Origin of the sequence: Flavivirga amylovorans, from assembly GCF_030540875.1 — a bacterium.
GTDB classification, from domain to species: Bacteria; Bacteroidota; Bacteroidia; order Flavobacteriales; family Flavobacteriaceae; genus Flavivirga; species Flavivirga amylovorans.
Genome location: NZ_JAUOEM010000007.1, coordinates 129,115 through 149,943 on the forward strand (window position 1 = coordinate 129,115; position 20,829 = coordinate 149,943).

The 20,829-nt window shown below is 32.4% G+C and carries 20 protein-coding genes and 1 pseudogene; 5 read left to right on the top strand and 16 right to left on the bottom strand.

All coding sequences use genetic code 11. The annotated features are described in order from the left end of the window. The first annotated feature begins 60 nt into the window (after positions 1–60). Positions 61–714 carry a CoA transferase subunit B gene (locus tag Q4Q39_RS18205; protein WP_303284001.1) on the top strand — a complete coding sequence of 218 codons (654 nt, stop codon included), beginning with the start codon at positions 61–63 and terminating at the stop codon, positions 712–714. 368 nt (positions 715–1,082) lie between these two features. Here Q4Q39_RS18205 and Q4Q39_RS18210 read toward each other — a convergent pair whose 3' ends face one another. Genes Q4Q39_RS18210 through Q4Q39_RS18235 form a run of 6 tightly spaced genes read right to left on the bottom strand, consistent with a single transcriptional unit; the run spans position 1,083 to position 6,761 of the window. Beyond that, a complete protein-coding gene (locus tag Q4Q39_RS18210) occupies positions 1,083–2,762 on the bottom strand; it encodes an ABC transporter ATP-binding protein (RefSeq protein ID WP_303284002.1) in 1,680 nt (559 codons plus the stop codon). Further along, positions 2,763–3,476: a 3'-5' exonuclease gene (locus Q4Q39_RS18215; RefSeq protein ID WP_303284003.1), complete on the bottom strand. Its 714-nt coding sequence runs from the start codon at positions 3,474–3,476 to the stop codon at positions 2,763–2,765. After that, complete coding sequence (locus Q4Q39_RS18220; RefSeq protein WP_303284004.1) at positions 3,473–4,624, bottom strand: serine hydrolase domain-containing protein; 1,152 nt, start codon at positions 4,622–4,624, stop codon at positions 3,473–3,475. Before Q4Q39_RS18220 ends, Q4Q39_RS18215 begins: the two co-directional genes overlap by 4 nt. A 58-nt stretch (positions 4,625–4,682) precedes the next feature. Next, entirely contained in the window at positions 4,683–5,204 is a 522-nt protein-coding gene (locus tag Q4Q39_RS18225) for a PaaI family thioesterase (protein ID WP_303284005.1), read from the bottom strand. A 1-nt stretch (position 5,205) separates the two neighbouring features. Further along, positions 5,206–5,679, bottom strand: coding sequence for a methylated-DNA--[protein]-cysteine S-methyltransferase (locus Q4Q39_RS18230; RefSeq protein ID WP_303284006.1), 474 nt, complete (start codon positions 5,677–5,679; stop codon positions 5,206–5,208). An 11-nt stretch (positions 5,680–5,690) separates the two neighbouring features. Beyond that, positions 5,691–6,761 carry a CNNM domain-containing protein gene (locus tag Q4Q39_RS18235; RefSeq protein ID WP_303284007.1) on the bottom strand — a complete coding sequence of 357 codons (1,071 nt, stop codon included), beginning with the start codon at positions 6,759–6,761 and terminating at the stop codon, positions 5,691–5,693. Between the two features lie 128 nt (positions 6,762–6,889). Between Q4Q39_RS18235 and Q4Q39_RS18240 the strand changes: the two genes are divergently transcribed. Then, a complete protein-coding gene (locus Q4Q39_RS18240) occupies positions 6,890–7,183 on the top strand; it encodes a hypothetical protein (protein ID WP_303284008.1) in 294 nt (97 codons plus the stop codon). A 72-nt stretch (positions 7,184–7,255) separates the two neighbouring features. Here Q4Q39_RS18240 and hemB read toward each other — a convergent pair whose 3' ends face one another. Next, the gene (hemB, locus tag Q4Q39_RS18245) at positions 7,256–8,248 is read right to left on the bottom strand and encodes a porphobilinogen synthase (protein ID WP_303284009.1); all 993 of its coding nucleotides are present in this window, start codon (positions 8,246–8,248) and stop codon (positions 7,256–7,258) included. A gap of 75 nt (positions 8,249–8,323) precedes the next feature. On the opposite strand from hemB, the gene Q4Q39_RS18250 reads away from it, so the two are divergent. Continuing rightward, positions 8,324–10,960 (top strand): DEAD/DEAH box helicase family protein, encoded by a 2,637-nt coding sequence (locus Q4Q39_RS18250; protein ID WP_303284010.1) that lies wholly within the window; start codon positions 8,324–8,326, stop codon positions 10,958–10,960. Here the strand turns inward: Q4Q39_RS18250 and hemF are convergent, their stop codons facing one another. From hemF to hemA, 9 genes and pseudogenes are all read right to left on the bottom strand, one after another. Next, positions 10,961–11,863 (bottom strand): oxygen-dependent coproporphyrinogen oxidase, encoded by a 903-nt coding sequence (gene hemF / locus Q4Q39_RS18255; RefSeq protein ID WP_303284052.1) that lies wholly within the window; start codon positions 11,861–11,863, stop codon positions 10,961–10,963. Between the two features lie 237 nt (positions 11,864–12,100). Next, a pseudogene (locus tag Q4Q39_RS18260) lies at positions 12,101–12,451 on the bottom strand (transposase); the annotation flags it as partial. A gap of 198 nt (positions 12,452–12,649) precedes the next feature. After that, positions 12,650–12,997 (bottom strand): 5-carboxymethyl-2-hydroxymuconate Delta-isomerase, encoded by a 348-nt coding sequence (locus Q4Q39_RS18265; RefSeq protein ID WP_303284011.1) that lies wholly within the window; start codon positions 12,995–12,997, stop codon positions 12,650–12,652. A 1-nt stretch (position 12,998) separates the two neighbouring features. Beyond that, a complete protein-coding gene (locus Q4Q39_RS18270) occupies positions 12,999–13,541 on the bottom strand; it encodes a GNAT family N-acetyltransferase (protein WP_303284012.1) in 543 nt (180 codons plus the stop codon). Next, entirely contained in the window at positions 13,534–14,289 is a 756-nt protein-coding gene (locus tag Q4Q39_RS18275) for an EI24 domain-containing protein (RefSeq protein WP_303284013.1), read from the bottom strand. The genes Q4Q39_RS18270 and Q4Q39_RS18275 overlap by 8 nt, the downstream gene beginning before the upstream one ends. A 116-nt stretch (positions 14,290–14,405) precedes the next feature. Then, positions 14,406–15,437 (bottom strand): uroporphyrinogen decarboxylase, encoded by a 1,032-nt coding sequence (gene hemE, locus Q4Q39_RS18280; RefSeq protein WP_303284014.1) that lies wholly within the window; start codon positions 15,435–15,437, stop codon positions 14,406–14,408. Positions 15,438–15,553: 116 nt separating this feature from the next. Further along, a complete protein-coding gene (locus Q4Q39_RS18285; protein WP_303284015.1) occupies positions 15,554–15,856 on the bottom strand; it encodes a hypothetical protein in 303 nt (100 codons plus the stop codon). Then, on the bottom strand, positions 15,856–17,433 hold the full coding sequence (gene hemC / locus Q4Q39_RS18290; protein WP_303284016.1) for a hydroxymethylbilane synthase: 1,578 nt from the start codon (positions 17,431–17,433) through the stop codon (positions 15,856–15,858). The genes Q4Q39_RS18285 and hemC overlap by 1 nt, the downstream gene beginning before the upstream one ends. Then, complete coding sequence (gene hemA / locus Q4Q39_RS18295) at positions 17,426–18,685, bottom strand: glutamyl-tRNA reductase (RefSeq protein WP_303284017.1); 1,260 nt, start codon at positions 18,683–18,685, stop codon at positions 17,426–17,428. The genes hemC and hemA overlap by 8 nt, the downstream gene beginning before the upstream one ends. Before the next feature lie 189 nt (positions 18,686–18,874). On the opposite strand from hemA, the gene Q4Q39_RS18300 reads away from it, so the two are divergent. Next, positions 18,875–19,777, top strand: coding sequence for a helix-turn-helix transcriptional regulator (locus Q4Q39_RS18300; protein WP_303284018.1), 903 nt, complete (start codon positions 18,875–18,877; stop codon positions 19,775–19,777). 15 nt (positions 19,778–19,792) lie between these two features. Next, complete coding sequence (hemH, locus tag Q4Q39_RS18305; protein WP_303284019.1) at positions 19,793–20,827, top strand: ferrochelatase; 1,035 nt, start codon at positions 19,793–19,795, stop codon at positions 20,825–20,827. The last annotated feature ends 2 nt before the right edge of the window (positions 20,828–20,829 follow it).

A 20,829-nucleotide genomic window follows, 5' to 3' on the forward strand; every position in this document is an offset into this window, starting at 1 on the left:
ATATTAAGTTTCAATTAAAAAGATTCCCGCCTACGCGGGAATGACAAAAAGAAAAAATAGATGTTAGATAAAACCGGAATTGCAAAACGAATAGCTAAAGAAGTAAAAGATGGCTATTATGTAAACTTAGGCATAGGTATACCGACCTTGGTTGCAAATTACGTAAGAAGCGATATAGAAGTGGAATTTCAAAGTGAAAATGGTGTTTTAGGAATGGGACCATTTCCGTTTGAGGGTGAAGAGGATGCCGATGTTATAAATGCAGGAAAGCAAACTATAACAACATTGCCAGGAGCTAGCTTTTTTGATTCGGCTATGAGTTTCTCTATGATACGAGGACAACATGTAGACTTAACCATTTTAGGAGCTATGGAAGTTGCAGAAAATGGCGATATAGCTAATTGGAAGATACCAGGTAAAATGGTAAAAGGTATGGGGGGTGCTATGGACTTAGTTGCTAGCGCCGAAAATATCATAGTTGCTATGATGCATACAAATAAAAGAGGTGAATCTAAATTATTAAAGCAATGCTCATTACCATTAACAGGTGTAGGCTGTGTAAAAAAGATAGTCACTAATATGGCGGTTCTTGAAATAACAGATAATGGATTCAAACTTTTGGAACGTGCTCCAGGGGTTTCAGTAGAAGAGATAAAGAATGCCACCGAGGGTAACTTAATTGTTAACGGAGATATTCCAGAAATGGAACTATAACATAATTATTCTAATACTAAAAATTAAAACCCTCAAGCATTTTGTTTGAGGGTTTTTTTTAATTAAAAAGTTTTTAAAATCGTATAAATTGCGATTCAATCGATATAAATGTTAAAAATAAATGTATTTCATCGATTTTTTATGTTTTTAATCTGATTTATTAAATAAATGTTTCATATTTGTTGTCCCCAGAAACCAAATAAATATTATAGATTTCCCCCAAATCTACCATAAATTGAAAACTTATGAAATTTGCAACAAATCTACCTGAACAACCTACATTAAACGAAAGTAAATTCAAAGAAACCCTTAAAGAGAATTTACGTTTTTTAAAAAGCCTACTATACTTAACAAAGAAGATATTTATGCTATAATCCCTTGGGGATAGCTTCAATTAACTTCTTAGTATATTCTTTTGCTGGTGCATTGTAGATGGCATCAGCATCATCTAATTCTTCAATTTTACCGTTATTCATAACCAGTAATTGATCAGACATATATTTTACAACGGCCAAGTCGTGTGAAATAAAGATGTATGTAAAATCAAAAGTGTCTTTAAGCTCATTTAAAAGATTTAAAACCTGTGCTTGAACAGATATGTCTAATGCCGAAACGGATTCGTCGCATACAATTAATTTGGGTTGTAATGCTATAGTTCGTGCAATCCCAATACGTTGCCTTTGCCCTCCAGAAAATTCATGAGGATACCGTTCAAAATAATCTTCAGATAAACCAACCCGGTTTAAAATATCAATAACCTTTTCTTTTCGTTCGCTATCAGAATTATAAAGGTTGTGAACCTTCATAGGCTCCATGATAGCTTCGCCAACAGGAATTCTGGGGTTTAATGAGGAATATGGATCCTGAAAAATAATTTGAATGTCTTTTCGGAGTTTTTTAATTTCAGAATTTGGCAATTTAGTAATATCAGTTCCCTGATATAATATTTGTCCAGCGGTTGCTTTGTCTAATTGAAGGATGGCATTTCCTAATGTTGATTTACCGCAACCAGACTCTCCTACTAATCCTAATGTTTCACCTTCGTATAATTTGAAACTAACATCGTTTACAGCTTTAAATGATTGTGGTTTAGTAAACCAACCTGATTTAGAGATATATTCTTTTTCAACATTTATAACCTCTAGCAGAGGTGCTTTTTTATATAGTTTTTCATGTTGAAGTTTACGTTGCTCTGTTGTAATAACGTCGTTCGAAGTTGTATTGTTTAAATAGTCATTTATAGTAGGTAATATTTTTAGTCGCGTATCTAATAAGGGGCGCGAGTTAATAAGCGCTTTTGTATAAACATGTTTGGGCGTTTTAAAAATAGTTGAAACATCCCCTTGTTCAACTATATCGCCTTTATACATAACGAGTACTCTATCTGCTATTTCGGAAATTAAAGCCAAATCATGAGTAATAAAAATAACACTCATTTTTGTGTCGACCTGTAATGCTTTTAGTAGTTTGATAATGTCCTTTTGAACAGTAACATCAAGTGCTGTGGTAGGCTCATCTGCAATTAAAATATCGGGTTCGCAAGCAATAGCCATAGCAATCATAACACGTTGTTTCTGTCCGCCAGAAATCTCATGTGGATAAGAATTATAGACCCTCTTAGCATCTGGAAGTTTTACTTTTTCAAATAATAAAACAGTTTCATCTTTTGCTTCTTGCTTAGATAATTTAGTATGTTGTAATAATATTTCTTGAACTTGTTTTCCACAGACCATTGACGGATTTAAAGAACTCATCGGTTCTTGAAAGATCATAGCAATTTTTTTTCCTCGAATGTTTTGAAATGCTTTTGAAGGAAGTGTGGTTAAATCGTACCCATTATAATTAATACTACCTGATGTGATTTTTGAAATCTTTTTAGGAAGTAAACCCAAAATAGCTAAGGAAGATACTGATTTTCCTGAACCAGATTCCCCCACAATACCCAATATTTCGTTTTTATTTAGATGGTATGAAATATGGTGAATCACTTCATTTTTTCCAAAGGAGATTGACAGGTCTTTAATATTTAAAATGGTGTTTTCTTGCATTTATATATGAATAATTTCATCATCAATTAAAAGGTCATCACCACGCAATCTTAAAAATATTTGAGCCACAGCGATGGTGTCCTTTTCGCAATAAACAACAATTCTATCAATGTCATTGTCTTTGTAATACACATCGCACACCTCACTACCATCAATATCATCTTTTGGTGATGGAATACCTAAAACGTTGGTTAGTAATTTTAATGATGTATAACTTTTATAATCTCCAAACTTCCATAGTTCTAAAGTATCTAAATGTGGAACTTCCCATGGTTTTTTCCCAAAAAGGTTTAGTTTGTAAGGTAGTTCAATATTATTAATTATCATGCGACGCGCAATGTAAGGAAAGTCAAATTCTTTACCATTATGTGCACAGAGAAGATGCTTTGTTTCACCAAAATGAGATATTAGTAAGTTTTTAAAATCTTTTAGAATCTTAATTTCATCTCCATAAAAGGATGTTACCCTAAAGGCACGTACATCATTTAAAATATTAAAATATCCGACCGAAATACAAACTATTTTTCCAAATTCGGCCCAAATACCTGCACGATCGTAAAATTCTTCGGCAGTAAATTCGTCTTTGCGTTGGTATTGAGATTTTTTATCCCAAAGGGCTTGCTTATCCTCATCTAAGTCTGAAAAATACTGTGTTTCTGGAACAGTTTCTATGTCTAGAAATAGAATATTTTCTAAATTTAATCTCGAAATCATTTATTTAGCATCTTATAAGCTTCTTCAATGTAAGTATCAATATCCGAAGTGAAGTTTCCCACTACATTATTTGTCCCTTTAGAATGCCCTAGTCTTACAATAATAATATTGTCATTAGGTTCTACAATTACATACTGTCCTAAATGACCACGCATCATGAAGAAGTTTTTATTACCAATAGTTTTTAACCACCAACCATATCCATAGTCTCTACCATCTTTAAATCTTGGTACAAGAGATTTGGCGACAAAAGCAGAATCTAAAATTTGTTTTCCATTCCATTTTCCGTAATCTTTATAGAGTTTTCCAAAACGAGCAAAGTCTTTAGCGTTACTGGCAATACAACAATAGGCTTTTACCAAATCATGCCCTTCACTATCAACTTGCCAAAGTGTTGGATTCTCGCAACCTAGAGGTTTCCAAAAACTTTCAGTTAAATAATCATACATTTTTTTACCAGTTGCTTTTTCAATAACCATAGCCAACATTTGGGTATCACCACTAGAATATTTAAACCTTTGGCCTGGCTCTTCAACCACTTTTAAACCTAGCATAACTTTTTCTAAATCATCGTCAAAATATGCACGTGTTGTAATGGAAAGCGGTGAGTAATAGGCCTCATCCCAATTAGTTCCAGAGGCCATACTTGACAAATCGCCAACAGTCATTTTAGCAGCTAAGCCTTCACTAAATTCTGTTATAAAATCACCAACAGGTTGGTTTAAACTTTTTATATAACCATCTTCAATGGCTTTTCCCATAAGAGCAGATACATAACTTTTTGCCATTGAAAAAGAATTTGACTGCGAATCTTCATTAAAACCGTCGTAATAATTTTCAAACCAAATGCTATCGTTTTTAATAATAACATAGGCTATCGTACCATTTTCACTATTTATGTTGTTTAAACTTTCTGTCTCTTTTACGCTGTTATAATCTTTATGATTAGGCCAAGGTTGAGGTGTTCCGTTTTCAATAGGTTGATTATCAAATTTCTTATAGTCTTCTAAATAAGCAGTTGAATGTCCTGTTAGATATATCGTTCTAACAGCTTTTATTAGATAATCTGTATCTGTTATATACAGAAGGACAATCAGTAACCCAAACAGAGTTACAATCCATTTAAAAAGTTTTTTCAAGAATTTCATAAGTCAATTTTATTTGTAGAAATTAAAGATAAGAAAATTCTACGCGAATAAAACAAGGTTATTTTTGAGTTGCTTTTAGCTTACGTTTTTCTTTATAAAAAGCTTTGTCTGCTACATAAATAGTTTTAATCACTTCAGCAAAAACAATATGTTCATTATTCACTAGATTAGTTGTTTTCACCAAGTCTAACTCACCATTTTCAGCTACTTGATTTTTAATATTTTCTATTTCTTGAGACGAAAAAGAAAATTCCGCATACACATTTTCTTTAGCGGGACGTTTATATTTTATGGTAGCATCTTTATCCCAAACGATATAGTTATCACCTAAAATATTCATAAGTTGAATCATGTAGATAGGATCTGTTGCAGAAAAGAGACTGCCTCCAAAAATAGAACCTACATAGTTTCTATTTTTCATGCTTAATCGGATTGCTATTTTAACATACAATAAATCATTAGAAACCTTAATAATTTTACCTGTTGTACGCCTGTACATAGGCGACCAATTAAATCCATGTTTATAAATTTGGGCATCTGTTAAAAAGCTCTTTAAGATTTTAGTGATGGTTTTGTACATTTTAAAAAAGAGATTGTTGCTTATAAGGGCTCTCATGTTCTAACAACCATTTTTTACGGTGTAAACCACCAGCATAACCAGTTAAACTACCATCACTACCAATAACACGATGGCAAGGAACAATAATCCATAAAGGATTTTTTCCATTAGCGCTTGCAACGGCGCGAATGGCTTTTACATCGCCTAGTTGTTTTGATAATTCTAAATAAGAACATGTTTTTCCATAAGGAATTTGCTCAAGAAGTTCCCAGACCTTTTTTTGAAATTCGGTTCCCTGAGGATTTAATTTTAGATTGAATTGATTGCGTTTCCCTTCAAAATATTCTTTAAGCTGGCGAGCACAATCTTCTAATTCTATCGGGATAATATCGGTTACTTTTTCTTCAGAGTTTAAAACAATAACGGAAGAGATCCCGTTATTATCACCATTTATTTTAGTATAACCTAAAGGTGACTGTATGATGCAAGTTTCCATTTTTTAGAGGTTTATTCATCAAAAATACCTAATTTTTTAGCTCTAGCTTCCCAACTTTTTCGTGCTAGGTGTTGAAGATCTGAAACATTATCGCTTTCGTCCATAATTTCTAAGCCTAAAAGAGTTTCAATAACATCTTCCATAGTTACTAAACCACTTACAGAACCATATTCATCAACAACCAAAGCCATATGATTTCTGCCTTCAACTAATTGTTCGAACAAACTTGGAATAGGTAAATTACGGTTAACAATAATAATATGTCGTTTTAAATCAACTAGTTTTTTATCTCCATGACCTAGTGCCATTTCTTTAAAGACTTCGTCTTTAAGCACTAACCCTTTTATGTCATCTGGTTCTTCTGAATATATAGGAATTCTTGAAAAACGAAGATTCATGTTTTTATTAAAAAAATCTTTGACAGTCGTATCTTGGTCAACCGCCAACATAACAGTTCGAGGAGTCATAACATCTTTTGCTAAAACCTCTTTAAAAGTCAATAAATTTTTAATGATCTTACTTTCATTTTCCTGAAATACACCTTTTTCTTGAGCGATGTCTGTCATAGCATGAAAATCTTCGCGACTTAATACACTGCCATGACCTTTATCTCCGATAAGTTTCGTAGTGAGCTGTAAAAGCCATAGGATACCTGTCCATTTTAAAGGAAACATTAAAACAACTAATGCTTTTGAAGTGAAATTGGCTAAGCCTTTCCAGTAAGTTGCACCGATGGTTTTTGGGATAATTTCTGAAGCAATTAATATTAATAAGGTCATAATAGCAGAGACGACTCCAACGGTATTAATTCCAGCTAATTCTAGCTTATAAGGCAGTTTTTCGGCTTCAATACCAACCATCATTGCTCCCAATGTATGTGCTATAGTATTTAAAGTAAGTATAGCAATTAGCGGCTTGTCTACATCTTTTTTTAAACGCTCTAATGTAAACGCATAGTCTTTGCCTTCTTGCTTTTTCACATTTATAAATGTTGGCGTTACCGTTAATAAAACGGCCTCAAGAATTGAACATAAAAATGAAAAGAAAATGGAAATAGTTGCCCAAAAAATTAATACACTCATTAAAATTGATTTATGGCTAAAATAGTTAAAATTTATTTTGTAACTTGTGTAAGTAAATACTGTTATTTTGTATGGGTTTTTTCTCTTCTTAGTTTATTATTTAGTAGCATAATTAAAAAAACAAATTTATGACAACCAAAAAACCATCCTATAAGTTTGCAGAAGTTACTTGTGCAAAAAAAGAATGTAATGAAACATTCAGTGTCATTATTTCTTCAATTTGTGAAGTTATTGATAAACCAGCTGTAGATATAGAGGTTAATCCCTCAATACATGATAAAACAGCAAGAAAAAACACCTTTGATGACTATTTAGTTATTAAATGCTCTTGCGGGCATAGTCAAAGAGTGTATTTATTATTAAAAGAAAAACATCATAATTTACTTAAAAAGTTAGATGGCTTCTGGCATGCCAAAAACTAGAAAACATCCAACATTTAGAATACTAATTTCTGTCTTAGAATTATTAGTCATTTATTAATGGATGACTTGACTTTAAGCGTTTAAAATTTTAACGACATCTTTTGCAAAATAAGACGCTATAATATCTCCTCCAGCACGTTTAATTGCTGTAACCTGTTCCATCATTACGGCATCATGTTCTAGCCAACCTTTTTCCGCTGCGGCTTTTAGCATAGCATACTCGCCAGAAACTTGATATACTGCAACAGGAACATCAACCTCATTTTTAATGTCTCTCACGATATCTAAATAGCATAGTCCAGGCTTCACCATAACAATATCTGCGCCTTCATCTATGTCCATTTCAGTTTCTCTAATAGCTTCAAAACGATTCGCATAATCCATTTGATAGGTTTTTTTATCTTTTGGAATATTTACTAAATCTACCGGAGCAGAATCTAGTGCGTCACGAAAAGGGCCATAAAATGCTGAGGCATATTTTGCTGAGTAGCTCATAATACCTGTGTTTATAAAACCTTCGTCTTCTAAAGCTTCACGAATAGATAGAATACGACCATCCATCATGTCGCTTGGAGCAACGAAATTAGCTCCAGCTTTTGCATGAGACACACTCATTTCACTTAAAACATCTACAGTTTCATCGTTTAGAACGTGTCCGTTTTCAATAATACCATCATGTCCGTAGGCCGAGTAAGGATCTAATGCTACATCGGTCATAACGACCATCTCCGGGCATATATTTTTTACCGTTTTAATAGCCCGTTGCATCAATCCATTAGGATTTAAAGCTTCTGTGCCTTTATTGTCTTTTAAATTATCTGGAACTTTTACAAAAAGTAATACCGATTTTAAACCTAATTTCCATAATTCTTTTACTTCACCTTCAAGTAAATCCAAACTATAGCGAAAGTAATTTGGCATGGATGGAATTTCATCTTTAATACCTTTCCCTTCTACAACAAACAGAGGTACTAAAAAATCATCAGGAGTAATTATAGTGTCACGAACTAGAGAACGAATAGCTTCACCAGTTCTTAGTCTTCTATTTCTTTTTAATGGATACATAATTTATGGCTATAAAATTCTTGATAATTGTTATTTTTATCAGTTGCAAAGTTAATCATTAAAACCTAGTTTATATTGAATGAGTCGTTGGGTTATTTAGAATTTAATTTTCCCTGGAGAAGTTATCAAGCAAAGCTTTTAAAAAATTTTGATAACCATATATCAGATAACCATTTCCACGTTATAGCACCTCCTGGTTCTGGAAAGACAATTCTAGGGATTGAAATTATAAGACGACTCGGTGAAAAGACATTGGTTCTTGCTCCTACACTTACTATTAGAAACCAATGGGAAGATAGACTACAATCTTTTTTTACTAAAAGTAAAACATTTGAGTCGTACTCCTTTAATGTAAAATCACCTAGTGATATTACATTTGCAACCTATCAATCTTTACATGCTTTTTATAAAACATTTGAAGATAAAAACGACTACTACGCTTTTTTTAAAAAACACAATATCAAGACTCTTGTTTTAGATGAAGCACATCATTTAAAAAATGAATGGTGGAACTGTTTGATTGATTTAAAAAACAACCGCTCTTTTTTTATTGTGGGGTTAACAGCAACACCTCCTTATGATAGTAGCAGAAGCGAAGTGTCAAAATATTTTACACTTTGTGGTGAAATAGATGATGAAATTGCAGTTCCAGATTTGGTGAAAGAGACTGATTTATGTGCGCATCAAGACTTTGTTTATTTTTCAAAACCGGAAGATTTAGAGATTAATTTTATTGTTGAGTATAGACGAAAAATTGCTGATTTTAAAGATAAATTGCTTCACGATGATGTTTTTATTTCTTTTATAAAACAACATCGTTTCTTTAATCAACCAGAAGTTTATTTAGAGGAACTTTATTCTAATGCTGAATATTTTTCAGCTATTCTAATTTTTTTAAATGCATGTGGTATAACCATTGAAAGAACTAAATTAGAGATATTAGGTTTTAATAAAGAAGAGACAATAACATTTCCGACTTTGGAACTGGAATGGTTAGAGGTTTTGTTTCAAAATTTACTGATTCATGATAGGGAGCAATTATTAGAAAATGAATCATATCTTTTAAGCTTAGAAAAAGAATTAAGAAAGATACATGTATTCGAAAAGCGGAAAGTAAATTTTATAGGTGAAGATTTACTTTATAAATCCTTAGCGAGCAGTCCAAGTAAGCTTAAAAGTATTATTAGCATAGTTACTTCAGAGTATAAGAGTTTAGATAATGATTTAAGGTGCGTTGTTTTAACAGATTATATTAGAAAAGAGTTTTTAACTACTGAAGCCAATAAAATAAAGACGATTAATAAAATAGGTGTCATTCCTATTTTTCAGTATTTAAGAACGTATTTTTCAAATAAAGAATCGTTAGCAGTAGTTTCTGGAAGCCTGGTTATTATTCATAAGACTATTTTAAAGGCTTTTAATCTCATTGAGCATTGTGATTATTTTTCATTCACACCATTACAGGTTGATAGCGAGTTTTTATTGGTAGGATCGAAAAAGAAAACAAAAAATTCGATTATAAATATTATAACTAAACTTTTTGAAAACGGAGATATTAAAGTTTTGGTTGGCACAAAATCCTTACTAGGAGAAGGTTGGGATGCGCCATCTATAAACAGTTTAGTTTTAGCATCATTTATTGGTTCGTTTGTGTCTTCAAACCAAATGCGAGGTAGGGCTATTAGAAAAGATCCAGATAAATTAAACAAAACAGGAAATATTTGGCATTTAGCATGTCTTGATAGCACTGTGTCAAATGGAGGTAGAGATGTTGATATATTAAGGCGAAGATTTGAAGCTTTTGTTGGTGTTTCTAATGGTAATCAATCATATATCGAAAACAGTTTTGAACGCTTACAATTTCCTGAGCGAATTTTAGAAGACCATGTTGAAACGTTAAATTTACAAACGTTAAGTCATGCTAAAAACAGAAATAGTATTATAAAAAAATGGGATGAGGCTATTGTAAAAGGGACTCAATTAACAAAAGAAACTAAGATTTATCATTTGGGAGAACTCCCGTATAAAAAACAAAAGCAAATCTATTATTTTGATGTTGTGTGGTTTTTTGTAGTGGAATTATCTTTTACAATTTTGCTATTTTATTTGGAGTTCATTTTAAAAAACATTCATATAGCTTTTAGTCGAGGTGTTACGTATTTTTTATATACTTTTTTGATTGCATTTATAATATCATTTGGTTATAAATTGTACAAAGCAGTAATGCTTTATATAAGGTATGGATATCTAGATAGAAAAATAAAGAAAATTGGGCAGGCAATACTTGATACTTTATTTGAATTAGGGTTTATAATGACTAATAAAAGCTTAGTGAATGTTGAATCCAGACGTATTAATAATGGTGATATTATTTGTGATTTAATAGGTGGTAATCCGTTTGAAAATTCTTTGTTTTCAACAGCTTTAAGCGAAATTTTGGAGCCTATAAAATCTCCAAGGTATTTAATAGTAAAGACAAGTCTTTTTAGAAGACGTTTAAATATCGAGAATTTTTATTCTGTTCCAGAAATTTTTGGAGACAAAAAAACAAATGCATTAATATTCCAAAAACATTGGCGTATAAATTTAGGAAGGAATAAGTTATTTTATACCAGACATCTTGAGGGCAGAAAATTATTATTAAAGGCAAGATTATTTCACGTTTATAATGCCTTTAAAAAAGTATCTAAACAGGTAATTGTCTGGAAATAACTAAGCCCAGCTCTTTGGAGTCTTTAAAACATCTATTAATTTTTCTTCTTCACTTCCAGCTTCAGGTTGATGGTCGTAAATCCATTGTACATGAGGTGGTAAGCTCATTAAAATACTTTCTATACGTCCGTTAGTTTTTAGCCCAAAAAGCGTGCCTTTATCATGTACTAAATTGAATTCTACATAACGACCACGACGAATTTCTTGCCAATTTCGTTGGGCATCTGTATATTCTAATGTTTTTCGTTTTTCAACAATTGGGACATAAGCTTCTAGGAAACTATCGCCAACTTCAGTTACGAAGTCGTACCAGTTTTCCATGGTCATGGTTTCTGAAGCTTTACAATAATCGAAAAACAAACCTCCTATACCTCTGCCCTCATTACGGTGTGTATTATAAAAGTATTCATCGCAACGCGCTTTGTATTTTGGATAAAATTCTGAATTATGATTATCGCAGGCATTTTTACAGGTTTGATGAAAATGTTTGGCATCATCTTCAAACAAGTAGTAAGGGGTTAGGTCTTGTCCGCCACCAAACCAGCTATCAATAATATTCCCTTGCTTATCATACATTTCAAAATAACGCCAGTTAGCATGAACGGTAGGAACCATAGGGTTTTTAGGGTGTAAAACTAAGCTTAGTCCACAAGCAAAAAAATCGACATCGCCTACTTTAAAATAGGCTTGCATCGATTTTGGAAGTTTACCATGAACACCAGAAATATTCACGCCTCCCTTTTCAAAAACATGTCCGTTTTCAATAACACGGGTACGTCCGCCACCACCTTCTGGTCGTTTCCAGATATCTTCTTGAAATGTTGCTTTGCCATCAATAGCTTCAAGTTTTGATGTGATGGTATCTTGTAAGTTTTGTATGTATATATAGAATTTATTTTTGATATCTTTTAATTTTTTGTTTTGTTGCTGCTGATCCAGATCTATCAGGTTTTCATAACCTGATAGATCTGAGTTATGTGTATATTTAAAATTTTTCAAATCGTTGAAAAGATTTAAAATATAAGGCTTTTTTTTTGAAATGATAGTGTAGCTATTCGTAGAGTAATCTTTATATGATGAAAATTTATAATCTTCAAAATTCTTTACAATCTTATGATTTTCAGGGTTTTTATGGACATATAAGATTAAATTTTTTAAATAATTTTCATCTTTAATTTTTATTCTTCTATAAGGTCTTTCAAAAAGTGTTCCTGTTCTGTTTTGTTGTTTATTATACGCTTTGGCATAAGCATTAAAAAGATTTGAAAATGATTGAGTGACCGTGGATTCATCTTCATTAACCTTAATAATTAAATGAAAATGATTGTTCATTAAACAGTATGCAAGAATATCAACTTTTTCTGTTAAATGTTTTTCAATTAATTTCAAGAAATACGACATATTATCTTCAGTTTTGAAAATAATGTCACTGTTTATTCCTCGATTGAAAATGTGATAATAATAGTCTTTTTCCAGTTTTTCTAAATTCATCTATTTCTATGTAGACCTACAAACAAGGTTTTTTATATCATCATGAAAAGTTGCTTTACTATCAATAACTTCTAGTTTTGATATGCTACGGTCTTGTGTAATATTGGTAGGATTTATTTTTAATATCTTTTTTAATTTTAAGTTGTTGTGCTGTTCCAGACCTGTCAGGTTTTCAAAACCTGACAGGTCTAATCATGTTTAGATCATATCTTTATTGCAATATGTTGCTGCTTCAAAATCTCTTATGTTAATCGCTATAAAAGGAATGGTAGAAAATAAGGTTTTTAATTGAGAAACAATTTGTTTGGAAAGGTTTGCTTTCTGCTCTGTCGTTCTGCCTTCCATGATATTTGCAAAAACATGTATAAAATCCTCTTTTTTACCACCTACTAAATAGTGCTCTTTAAAAGGGTTTAAGCGTACTTTAATATCTGCTTCTTCAAATAAACCAGTATCTGTAGCTGCTTTATGAACTTCCTGCATGATGGTATCAGGTTGTTGCATTGTTAAAATATTTTCTGAGCAATCAATTATAAAGTGAGGCATATTAAGTTTCTATTTCTTTATACAGTTCATATAACTCCATATTTAAAAGAGCTTCTCCAGGAGGCGCAAACTCATTTTTAAGTGTTTTAATCCATGTAAAATTGCAATCTTCAGCAACTTTTACGCTAGCTATATTGTCTTTATGAACAATGATTTGAAGAGTCTTTAAGCCTAAGTCAGAAAAAGCGAAATCTGATAAGCAGCTAATAGCTTTTGTGATGACTCCTTGTCCTTTAAAAGGGTAGCCTATGCAATAGGCAAATTCTCCTTGCTTTTTATCCCAATCTAGTTCTTTTATATAGACTAGACCGACTAATTCACCAGATTCATTTTCTTTAATAGTAAATAAGAATTCCTCTTTTGAGTGAAATTGTTTTACTTTTTTGTCTACAAAGAATTTAGATAGATCTGGTGTTAAATTTTGTTCTAATGTTTTAGGAAAATAGCGTTTTAATCGGTCTTCATTGGCAACAATAAAATTACAAATACTCCAAGCATCTTTTAGTTGTATAGGTGCGATATTATATCCATTAAAACTAAGCATTTTGAAGTTTTGTTTTTAATTGAAGTGCTTCTACTGTTTTAGTGGTTGCTGCTGTTACAGAAAGTGGTAATACTAGTATCACACCAATAACAGGAATTAATAAAAACAAGATAAATACAACACCATTACCAATGGCTAATCCTCGGTTTTTTCTAACAAATGCAGTGCTTTGTTGGTATTTAAAGTGGCGCTCTAGGGTATAATCCATATTACCAAAACCAGCATAATAGGCTTGGACTAAAAAGAGTAATATGGTAGAGAATATATTGATAAAAGGTATAAACTTTAAGAGTAGTATGGGAATAGTTAATACTAACTCCATGAGTAAGTTTCTTCCGTTAATTCTTATACCACGCCAAAGCTGTTCTAAAAACGTTGTATTTCTATGTGAATGCGGAGCGTTTCCTGTTAAATGAGCTTCTATTTTTTCGGAAACAGGACTCATAAATGGCGCAGATAATGCCATGATGATGTGTTTAAAAAGGATTAGTCCGATAACAATAATAAAGAGTCCGCCAATAAAAGAACTAATTGTTGCAAAGGTTTCTTTTCCCCAATCCCAAATCCAGATTTTTGAAATGAAAGCTCCTACGTTATCAGATAAGCCATAAGCTGAGGTGAAAATAGCAATGGCTGTTATAAAACTTATAAGCATAGGAATTGCAAAATATTTCCAAAGCTTTAATTTAGATATTAAACTAAAAGCGCCGAAATATGCTTTGATTCCTAATATTATGTTTTTAATCATAAAGCCTCTCCCTAGCCCTCTCCAAAGTAGAGGGAATTAATTACATTAAACTATTAAAATCTATCTAATTTATTAAAAATTTAAATTTATTTAATTATATCGTAGTTTCTCCTCTATTAAGAGGGGCTATACTCTTTTACTGCATCTATGAATGCTTTGGCATGATCTAATGGAATGTTAGGCAAAATACCATGACCTAGATTTACAATGTATTTGTCTTTACCAAATTCATTAATCATTTGGTGTACCATTTTCTTTATTTCAGAAGGAGGCGATAGTAAACGAGACGGGTCGAAATTACCTTGAAGCGTAATATTTCCACCTGATAGGTAACGTGCATTTCTTGGTGAACATGTCCAGTCTACACCTAAAGCAGAGGCATTACTTTTTGCCATATCACCTAGAGCAAACCAGCAGCCTTTACCAAAAGCAATTACCGGAGCGTCGTCTTTTAAAGCTTCAATGATTTGGTTTATATATTGCCAAGAGAATTCTTGATAGTCAACTGGTGATAGCATACCTCCCCATGAATCAAAGACTTGCACGGCATTCACACCTGCTTTTACTTTTTCTTTTAAATAAGCAATGGTAGTATCTGTTATTTTTTGGAGTAATTGATGCGCCGCAATCGGATTCGTAAAACAAAACTCCTTGGCCTTATCAAAAGTTTTGCTTCCTTGGCCTTGTACGCAATAACATAAAATAGTCCATGGTGAACCAGCAAATCCAATTAAAGGAATATCATCGTTGAGTAATTCTTTTGTTGCTTTTATGGCTTGATATACATAGTCTAATTCTACTGTGACGTCTGGAACAATAACATTATCAACGTCTTTTTGAGTGCGTACAGGGTTTGGTAAATATGGGCCAAAATTGGGTTTCATTTGTACCTCTATATTCATAGCTTGAGGAATCACTAAGATATCACTGAATAAAATAGCAGCATCCATTCCATAGCGTCTAATAGGCTGCACTGTAATTTCACTAGCTAATTCTGGCGTTCTGCAACGTGTAAAGAAATCGTATTTCTCACGAATAGCTATGAATTCTGGTAGGTAACGACCAGCTTGACGCATCATCCAAACAGGTGGACGGTTTACGGTTTCTCCTTTTAAAGCTCTTAAAAATAAATCGTTCTTTATACTCATCTTTTTTTGTTATTCCCGTGGAGACGGGAATCTTTTTAATTTAAATTTTTATATAACATCTTCCTGTTTATAGGCACTTCGACTGCGCGCTCAGTGTGACAGACAGGGGTATATTATTACAATCTTTTACCTTTAACTAAGAAAGTAGATTTTATAGAATCTTCTTTCAGATTCACAAAACGCTTCCTTTTATCATCATTTATAAAATTCGCAAAATCCTGATCAGTTGCAAATGAAACAACATGTATTTCATAAGGCAATTCGCCTTCAGAACTTACAAAATTGTCCTGTGTTGGTCTAATCCTATAAATTAATGTTCCGCTATAATCATTTATAATTGGAAGTATTAAAGATTCATATTCATTAAATATAGTTTCTTTTCCTTCTTTTACAAATAATAAAACTGTTAGATAAACCATTAAATATAGTGTTCATTAACTAACTCAATTACACTTTCTACGGTTGGTACTTTAGCAATTCTAATATCTTTAAAATGCTTTTTTGCTTCTTTTGCAGTGGTATCTCCAATACAAAAAGCAATAACATCTGTATCGTTTTCTTGCACAAAACTTTTTACGGTAGATGGGCTGTAAAACATAACGCACTCAACAGAATCGTTTATTTTTATCCCATCATACTTGGTTTGATAGGCTTCTACTTCGGTTACTTTTATATTGTTTTCGGTTAAAATAGTTGGTAAATCATCTAGCCTTAAATCACTGCAAAAGTAAGTTACTTCGCTACCTTCCATATATTCAACTAAATACTCTGCTAGCTTTTTTGCACTTTTTTCGAAATGAGTGACTTTACCGATTCTATTTTCTACTAAACGTTTTGTACGTCTACCAACACAGTATATATTTTTAAACTGTAACTCGGCTGAAGAATAATTAGTAATTAAAGATTCCACTGCATTTTTACTGGTGATGACTACATTCTGAATTTCGTTTTTCAAGAACCTAGGGTGAATTCTATTCAAGCTTATTTTTATAAAATCGCTACTTTTTGAAACCACTTTTTCATGGAATAGAAGTCGTTGGTCTTCTGTAAGTGATTTTGTTGAATAGACGTTTGTTATTTTATTAGCGTGCTTAATGTTATCCATTAAACGCTTACCGCCTCGTTCTATAATAAAATCGGCACAAAACGAAGCCATATCGCTATGTTCTCCCAGTTTTTTTACACGAGTAACATCAATTCTTTTAGTGCCATCTGCACTTAGCAATACGCCTTTAAAATTGATCTCTTCGTTTTTAATATAAGCAAGTGCGCCAATAGGTGCTGTACAGCCACCTTCTAATTTATTTAAAAACTCACGTTCTATTGTGGTGCAAATTTCGGTTTCTTCATGATTTAATTCAGCACAAGCCGTTTTAACAAAATCGTCTTCCTCTAAAGCTGTTATCATAATAGCTCCTTGTGCTGGAGCAGGAATCATCCAATCTAAATTAATGGCTTCCTCAGGTCTTATACCAATACGACCAATGCCAGCAGCAGCAAAAATGGCACCATTCCAATCGGCATTATCTTCTAGTTTTTGTAAACGAGAATTCACATTACCTCGCAGGTCAACAATTTTATGTGTTGGAAATCTGTTTAACCATTGAGCACGTCTGCGTAAACTTCCAGTTGCAATAACGGCTTCTTTGGATCCTAAAAACTCTTCATTGTTTTTAAAAACTAACGTGTCATTTACATTGCCTCGTTTTAAAACGGCTACCTGTACGATGCCTTTAGGTAAAACCGTTGGGACATCTTTTAATGAATGGACCGCAATATCAATGTCATGATTTAACATAGCAATATCTAAGGTTCTAGTAAAAATACCAGTGATCCCCAATTCGTACAAAGGTTTATCCAGAACTAAATCGCCGGTAGATTTTACTGGAACCAATTGTGTTTTATAGCCTGAGTTTTCGAGTTGTTGTTGTACTATTTTGGCTTGCCATAGTGCTAATTCACTATCGCGCGTGCCAATTCTAATGGTTTTAGACATGCGTTGTTGGTTCTAACTGAAACACTTTTTTTATAAGTTCCAGACTCTCATCGGTAGAGATATTGTCATCTTTTAAATGATGAGCAAAGTGGTTGGTGATTTTTTGAATGATGTTGCCGCTAATTAATTCTGCTTGAGCTTCATTAAAATCAGCATTTTTTTTGCGTTGTGTTTCTAGTTCTGCCGCAGCAAAATCTGCAAGTTTATGCTTTAACGCTTTTATGGTTGGAGCAAATTTTCTCGTTTCTAACCATTGATTAAATTCCATTTTCACTTCTTCTATAATAGATTCGGCTATAGGAATATGCTTTTTTCTTTCTTCTAAAGTTTTATCCGTGATTTTGGATAAATGATCTAAGTGAACCAAGGTTACATTATCTAATTCTTCAACGTTAGCATCCACGTTTTTTGGAATTGACAAGTCTAAAATTAAAAGTGGTTTTTTAGATTGAATAATGTGCTTATCGATAGTAGGTCTTTGAGCCCCAGTAGCAACAATTAAAACATCAGAGTTACTAATTTCTTCTTGTAAATTAGCATAATCCTTAACGATCAGGTCAAACTTTCCAGCAATTAATTCAGCTTTGTCTTTTGTTCTGTTAATTAAGGTGATTTGATCGTTTTTAGTATGTTTTACTAGATTTTCACAAGTGTTTCTGCCTATTTTTCCAGTTCCGAAAAGTAGAATATTTTTGTTTGATACGTCTTCTACCGAATTAAAAATATATTGAACAGAAGCAAAAGATACCGAGGTTGCACCAGATGAAATATTCGTTTCGGTCTTTATACGCTTACTGGCTTGAATGACTGCATTTACGAGTCGTTCTGAAAAATGATTAAGTAACCCGTGTTTTTTTGAAGAACGGGCGCTGGATTTCAATTGGCTAATAATTTCAAAATCCCCAAGGATCTGACTATCTAAACCAGAACCTACTCGAAACATATGAGCAATGGCATCTTTATTTTTATATATATATGCTACTTCTTGGAATTCTTCAACGGTACCTCTTGTATTATCACAAAGTAATTGGATTAATTGAAAAGGGTGTTGTGCAAATCCGTAGATTTCAGTTCGATTACAAGTAGATGTGACTACCAAACTTTCAATATCATTTTCTTTAGCTTGATTAAGTAAAGCTTGTTTGCCTTCATCATCCAAACTAAAACGTCCTCTTATGTCTGCATCGGCTTTTTTATAACTTAAACCAATGGCATAAAAGTAATTACTTCTTGATATATTGTACTTTTGCATGCGGATACCTGATAATTCAGAGCAAATGTATATGGATGTTTATTAAAAAAATAACGCTGAAAGAACTTTTAGTATCGTTTGTGGTTTTTTAACGATATTTTTTCTAATAATATGATAAATGTCATATTTTTGTAGATAATTAGGCAGGTTTTGCTTAATTTATTTAGAACCAATCTAAATAAAATTGCTATGAAAGATGAAATAAACACTAGTAAAAGTGTCGCTCAAAGTCCTTTTGATGAAACAAGAGTAGATGATGGTGCTTTGGTTCTTACTTATAAAAACGAATCAAATAAAGTGCAATCTCTTGCTAAAGAAATAGATAGTGATTATATTCAATTTCATTTTTGTGTAAAAGGATCGAGTCGGTTTGTTTTTAATGAAGGGCGGTATATTTTAAATATTCTAGAAGAGAACTCCTTATTATTATATAACCCACAGCGCGATTTACCAATAAATTTGCAAATAGATCCTAATTCCTGGATCGTTTCAATTTTAATATCCATAAAGAATTTTCATGGATTATTTTCTCAAGAAGCAGATTATATTACTTTTTTAAGTGATGATAATAAGGATAAAAAATATTATAAAGATGGTGTCATTTCACCTTCAATGGCAATTGTTTTAAATCAATTAATCAATTACAATCTTAATCAATCTATTAAAAATCTTTATTACAAAGGAAAGGCATACGAGCTTTTGAGTTTGTATTTTAATAGAAGTGAAGATGCTGACGTTGAGCAATGTCCGTTTTTAGTAGATGAAACAAATGTGATTAAAATTAGAAAAGCTAAAGAGATTGTTATTGCTCGTATGGCAGAACCCCCTAGTTTGCAGGAGTTAGCTGATGAAATAGGATTGAATCTTAAAAAGTTAAAAGAAGGCTTTAAACAAATTTATGGCGATTCGGTATTTAGCTTTTTGTTTGATTATAAAATGGAAGTTGCCAGAAAACTATTAGAATCTGGGGATGATAATGTGAATGAGGTAGGACTTAAAGTAGGGTATAGTACGTCTAGCCATTTTATCGCTGCTTTTAAAAAGAAATATGGTACAACGCCTAAAAAATATGTAATGTCATTATCTTCGTAAAAAAGAAATCTATTGATGAAAAAAGGAGTTTTACTGGTCAATCTTGGATCTCCAGATAGTCCAGACCCAAAAGATGTAAAAAAATATTTAGGTGAATTTTTAATGGACGAACGGGTTATAGATGTACCTCTTTGGGCAAGAAATTTACTTGTAAAGGGTATTATTTTAAACACTAGACCAAAAGCATCTGCTGCAGCCTATAAAAAAATATGGTGGGATGAAGGGTCTCCTTTGATTGTATTATCAGAAAGACTTCAAAATAAAATACAAAAAGAGGTGGATGTCCCTGTAGCATTAGCGATGCGTTATGGAAGTATGACTATAAAAAAAGGGCTTCAGGAATTAGTAGATAAAGGGATAGATGAGGTTTTGTTATTTCCGTTGTATCCTCAGTATGCTATGGCGACTACCGAAACCATTACGGTATTAGCAGAAGAATTACGCCAACAATATTTCCCGAATTTAAAAATAGAATCGGTTCTAGCTTTTTATAATAAGCCGGACTATATTGAGGTACTTTCTAATTCAATAAAACGTCATTTAGAAGATAAAAATTACGAGCATGTATTGTTTTCATATCATGGTGTTCCAGAACGACATATTAGAAAGAGTGATGTTACAAAATCGCATTGTAAAATCGATGGCAGCTGTTGTGCTACGCCATCAAAAGCTCATGAGTTTTGTTACAGGCATCAATGCTATGAAGTGACCAGATTGGTTGCCGAAACATTAGAATTTAAAGAAGGTACGTACTCAACCTCTTTTCAATCACGTTTAGGTTTCGATCCTTGGTTACTACCATATACAGATAGAACTATTGAACGCTTGGGAAAACAAGGCATAAAAAACATGGCTATTGTTACACCTGCGTTTGTTAGTGATTGTTTGGAAACCCTTGAAGAGATAGCCATGGAAGGTCAAGAGATTTTTCATGAAATGGGTGGTAAAGATTTTACAACGGTTCCTTGTTTAAATGACGATGACGAATTTGTTAATTTGCTTTCAAAATGGATCACATCATGGTCAAAATCGCTAGTTGACGTTAGTTAGCC